This is a genomic window from Polaromonas sp. P3_C2 (genome assembly GCF_056402675.1).
The window spans coordinates 1-4,414 of the sequence record NZ_JBFUGX010000348.1; the positions used below are offsets into that span (position 1 = coordinate 1).

The 4,414-nt window shown below is 58.7% G+C and carries 4 protein-coding genes; all 4 read left to right on the plus strand.

The features are described 5' to 3' along the window. On the plus strand, positions 1-2,387 hold a 2,387-nt coding region (gene gyrA, locus AC1DWI_RS14740), incomplete at its 5' end, for a DNA gyrase subunit A (RefSeq protein ID WP_477725096.1). After that, entirely contained in the window at positions 2,387-2,962 is a 576-nt protein-coding gene (locus tag AC1DWI_RS14745) for a DUF2059 domain-containing protein (protein WP_477667948.1), read from the plus strand. The genes gyrA and AC1DWI_RS14745, both read left to right, overlap by 1 nt. Continuing rightward, positions 2,959-4,065: a 3-phosphoserine/phosphohydroxythreonine transaminase gene (gene serC / locus AC1DWI_RS14750; protein ID WP_477667949.1), complete on the plus strand. Its 1,107-nt coding sequence runs from the start codon at positions 2,959-2,961 to the stop codon at positions 4,063-4,065. The genes AC1DWI_RS14745 and serC overlap by 4 nt, the downstream gene beginning before the upstream one ends. A gap of 83 nt (positions 4,066-4,148) precedes the next feature. Beyond that, on the plus strand, positions 4,149-4,414 hold a 266-nt coding region (gene pheA, locus AC1DWI_RS14755; RefSeq protein ID WP_477725097.1), incomplete at its 3' end, for a chorismate mutase.

The following is a 4,414-nucleotide window of genomic DNA, read 5'->3' on the forward strand; positions in this document are numbered from 1 at the left end:
CCATTGTGCGGATGGCCCAGGACTTTTCCTTGCGCCACCTGCTGGTTGACGGCCAGGGGAATTTCGGCTCTGTCGACGGCGACAACGCTGCGGCCATGCGGTACACCGAAATCCGCCTGTCAAAAATCGCCCACGAACTGCTGGCCGACCTTGACAAGGAAACCGTCGATTTCGGCCCCAACTACGACGGCAGCGAGCAGGAACCGTTGGTCATGCCTACGCGTTTGCCGAACCTGCTGGTCAACGGATCAGGTGGCATTGCGGTGGGCATGGCAACCAACATTCCACCTCACAACCTCAACGAAGTGGTCGATGCCTGCCTTCACATGCTGAAAAACCCGGGGGCCTCCATTGATGAGTTGATGGAGATCGTGCCCGCACCTGACTTTCCCACGGGCGGCATTATTTACGGCATCAACGGCGTCAAGGACGGCTACCGCACCGGCCGCGGCAAGGTGGTCATGCGTGCCAAGTGCCATTTCGAGGACATCGACAAGGGCCAGCGCCAGTCCATCATCGTCGACGAGCTCCCCTACCAGGTCAATAAAAAGACGCTTCAGGAGCGCATGGCCGAGCTGGTGCATGAGAAGAAAATCGAAGGCATCAGCCATATCCAGGACGAGAGCGACAAGTCGGGCATGCGCCTGGTGATTGAACTCAAGCGCGGCGAAGTGCCCGAAGTAGTGCTGAACAACCTGTACAAGCAGACCCAGCTGCAGGACACCTTCGGCATCAATATGGTGGCACTGGTCAACGGCCAGCCCAAGCTTTGCAACCTGAAGGACCTGATCCAGGTCTTCCTGTCGCACCGCCGTGAAGTCGTGACGCGCCGCACCGTGTTCACGCTGCGCAAGGCGCGCGAACGCGGACACGTGCTGGAAGGCCTGGCAGTGGCCCTGGCCAATATTGACGACTTCATCGCCATCATCCGCAACGCCCCCACGCCTCCCGTCGCCAAGGCAGAGCTGATGCTGCGCCCCTGGGACAGCAGCCTGGTGCGCGAAATGCTGACCCGCACGCGTGCCGATGGCGGCGTGGTCAACGCCGATGACTACCGCCCCGATGGCCTCGAGAAAATGTTTGGCATGGGCAACGACGGGCTGTACCGCCTCTCGGAAACGCAGGCACAGGAAATCCTGCAGATGCGCCTGCAACGCCTGACCGGCCTGGAGCAGGACAAGATCGTGGCTGAGTACAAGGAAGTCATGGCTGAGATCGATGACTTGCTCGACATCCTGGCAAAACCAGAACGGGTTTCCATCATCATTGGCGAGGAACTGTCGGCTATCAAGCTGGAATTCGGCCAGACAAAGCTCGGCGCCCGCCGCAGCCAGATCGAGCACAGCTCGTTTGATCTCAGTACCGAAGACCTGATCACCCCCACCGACATGGTGGTGACGCTTTCCCACACCGGATATATCAAGAGCCAGCCGCTGTCGGAATACCGGGCGCAAAAACGCGGCGGCCGCGGCAAGCTGGCCACCGCCACCAAGGAAGACGACTGGGTCGACCAGCTCTTCATCGCCAACACGCACGATTACATTCTGTGCTTTTCCAATCGCGGCCGGCTCTACTGGCTCAAGGTCTGGGAAGTACCCGCCGGTTCTCGCGGCTCGCGCGGGCGTCCCATCGTCAACATGTTCCCTTTGCAGGAAGGTGAAAAAATCACCGTCGTCCTTCCTCTCACGGGCGAAAAGCGCAGCTTTCCGGCTGATCAGTACGTCTTCATGGCCACCTCGATGGGCACCGTGAAGAAAACCGCTCTGGACGAATTTAACAATCCGCGCAAGGCCGGCATCATCGCGGTCGACCTTGACGCGGGAGACTACCTGATTGGTGCGTCGCTGACTGACGGCAAGCACGACGTGATGCTGTTCAGTGACGGCGGCAAGGCCGTGCGCTTCGACGAAAACGACGTGCGCCCCATGGGCCGCAATGCGCGTGGCGTGCGCGGCATGATGCTCGAAGACGGCCAGGGCGTGATCGCCATGCTGGTCGCCGAAGACGAGCAGCAAAGTGTGCTCACAGCCACCCAGAACGGATATGGCAAACGCACGTCCATCACCGAATACACGCGTCACGGCCGCGGCACCAAGGGCATGATCGCCATCCAGCAGAGCGAGCGCAACGGCAAGGTGGTCGCAGCCACGCTGGTTCACGTGGACGACGAGATCATGCTGATCACCGACAAGGGCGTGCTGGTCCGCACGCGCGTCAGCGAAATCCGCGAAATGGGAAGGGCTACACAGGGTGTTACGCTCATCGGCCTTGACGAAGGTTCACAATTAAGCGGCCTTCAGCGCATCGTTGAAAACGATGCCTCGCTGGACGAACCCGATACTGAAACCGGTACCGGCACAGACACCCCCAACATCGAAAGTACCTGATGAAAATTTTCCTTACCGCTATCACGGTCGCTGCCATGGCCTGCGGCGCCACGGCTGTTCACGCGCAGGCAGCAGATCCAAAAACAGAGCTGGCCAAAAAAGTGGTCGCGCTGCAGCAAGGGCCGGAGCTTGACCGGTTGGTGAACCAGCTTGCGGGCACCACGGCGCAGGAACTCATTGTTAAATGGGCTCCAAAAATGGACGCAAATGTTCCCAAAGCCAAGCAGCCAAAAGCGTCTGAAGAACTTAACGCCGAACTCAAGAAATATGCCGATGATGCGAGCCAGCTGATCAGCAAGCAGGTCAGCAAAGTCAGTGCCGAATCGCTGGTACCCGCGTATTCAGAACGGTTCACACAGGAAGAACTCCAGCAGCTTGCTGCTTTTTTTGAATCACCTGCCGTCAAGAAATACCAGGCTACGGCGCCCGAGCTGGGCAATGTCTTTGTACAAAAGCTGGTAGAAGCATCGCGTGCCGACGTCCTCGCACGTGCCAAGCAGTTCGACGACGTGGCGCTGAAGATCATTGGCACCGGCCCCGCGCCGGGAGCAGGCAAGCCGCCCGCCAAGAAATGACCCGTCCTTTCAATTTTTCCGCTGGCCCGGCGAACCTGCCCGAAGAGGTTTTGCGGCAGGCGGCGGGCGAAATGCTGGACTGGCACGGCAGCGGCATGAGCGTGATGGAGATGAGTCACCGTGGAAAGGAGTTCATTTCCATTTATGAAAACGCGGAGGCCGATTTCCGCGAGCTGATGGCCATTCCGGCCCACTTCAAGATCCTGTTCATGCAGGGCGGCGGACTTGCCGAAAATGCCATTGTTCCCCTCAATGTCTCGCAGGGTCGTTCGGCCGATTTCGTGGTAACAGGCAGCTGGAGTGAAAAATCGCAAAAAGAGGCACGCAAGTATTGCGATGTCCAGCTCGCTGCGAGCAATGCAGACAACGGGCACACACTGCTACCACCTCCGTCCGGCTGGAAGTTGCGGCCGGACGCAAGCTACGTCCACCTGTGCACCAATGAAACCATCCACGGTGTAGAGTTTCAAAGCCTTCCGGACCTTAAGGCCTTGGGAAGCGATGCACCACTGGTCATCGATTTTTCCTCTCATGTAGCATCGCGGCCGGTTGACTGGTCTCTCGTTGGCCTGGCATTTGGAGGTGCACAAAAAAACCTGGGGCCTGCAGGTGTCACGCTGGTGGTCATCCGGGAAGACCTGCTTGGCCGTGCGCTGGCGATTTGCCCCAGCGCTTTTGACTACAAGACCGTAGCGGACAACCAGTCCATGTACAACACGCCCCCCACGTACGCAATCTACATTGCAGGCCTTACCTTCGCGTGGCTCAAGCGCCAGCAAGAAGGCGGCGCTACCGGCATTGCCGCAATGGAGGCGCGCAACAAAACCAAGGCGCAGCTTCTGTATGACGCCATTGACGGCTCGCAGTTTTATCTCAACAAGGTCGACAAAAACTGCCGGTCCCGGATGAACGTTCCATTTTTCTTGCGGGACGAATCACGGAACGACGCATTTCTCTCAGGCGCCAAGGCACGGGGCTTGCTTCAGCTCAAGGGTCACAAGTCAGTGGGAGGGCTGCGCGCCAGCATTTACAACGCCATGCCACTGGCCGGTGTCCAGGCACTGGTGGAGTACATGCGAGAATTCGAACAAAAACACGCCTAGGATGAAATGTTTTTTCGCCCTCATTATGGTTCGCTTTTCCGGCAGATTTGCAGCGCCCGCCGCATGGCCGGGTGGTCTCTGACATGACCACCCATCTTGCAGATTTACGCGTACAGATTGATGCACTGGATCGAGAACTGCTCGCCTTGCTGAATCGCCGCGCCCAAGTCGCGGAGCAGGTCGGCGAAGTCAAGAAGCGCGAGGGTACGCCCTTTTTCCGCCCGGACCGGGTTGCGCAGGTTATTGAGCAGATCCAGCAAGCCAATCAAGGGCCGCTCAAAAACGAACATGTTGCTGCCGTATGGCGCGAAATCATGTCGGCGTGCCTGGCACTGGAGTCTCCCGTACG

Excerpts from the sequence above, each read along its gene's own strand:
- AC1DWI_RS14745 (WP_477667948.1), top strand. The coding sequence starts at position 2,387 with ATGAAAATTTTCCTTACCGCTATCACGGTCGCTGCCATGGCCTGCGGC.
- serC (WP_477667949.1), top strand. The coding sequence starts at position 2,959 with ATGACCCGTCCTTTCAATTTTTCCGCTGGCCCGGCGAACCTGCCCGAA.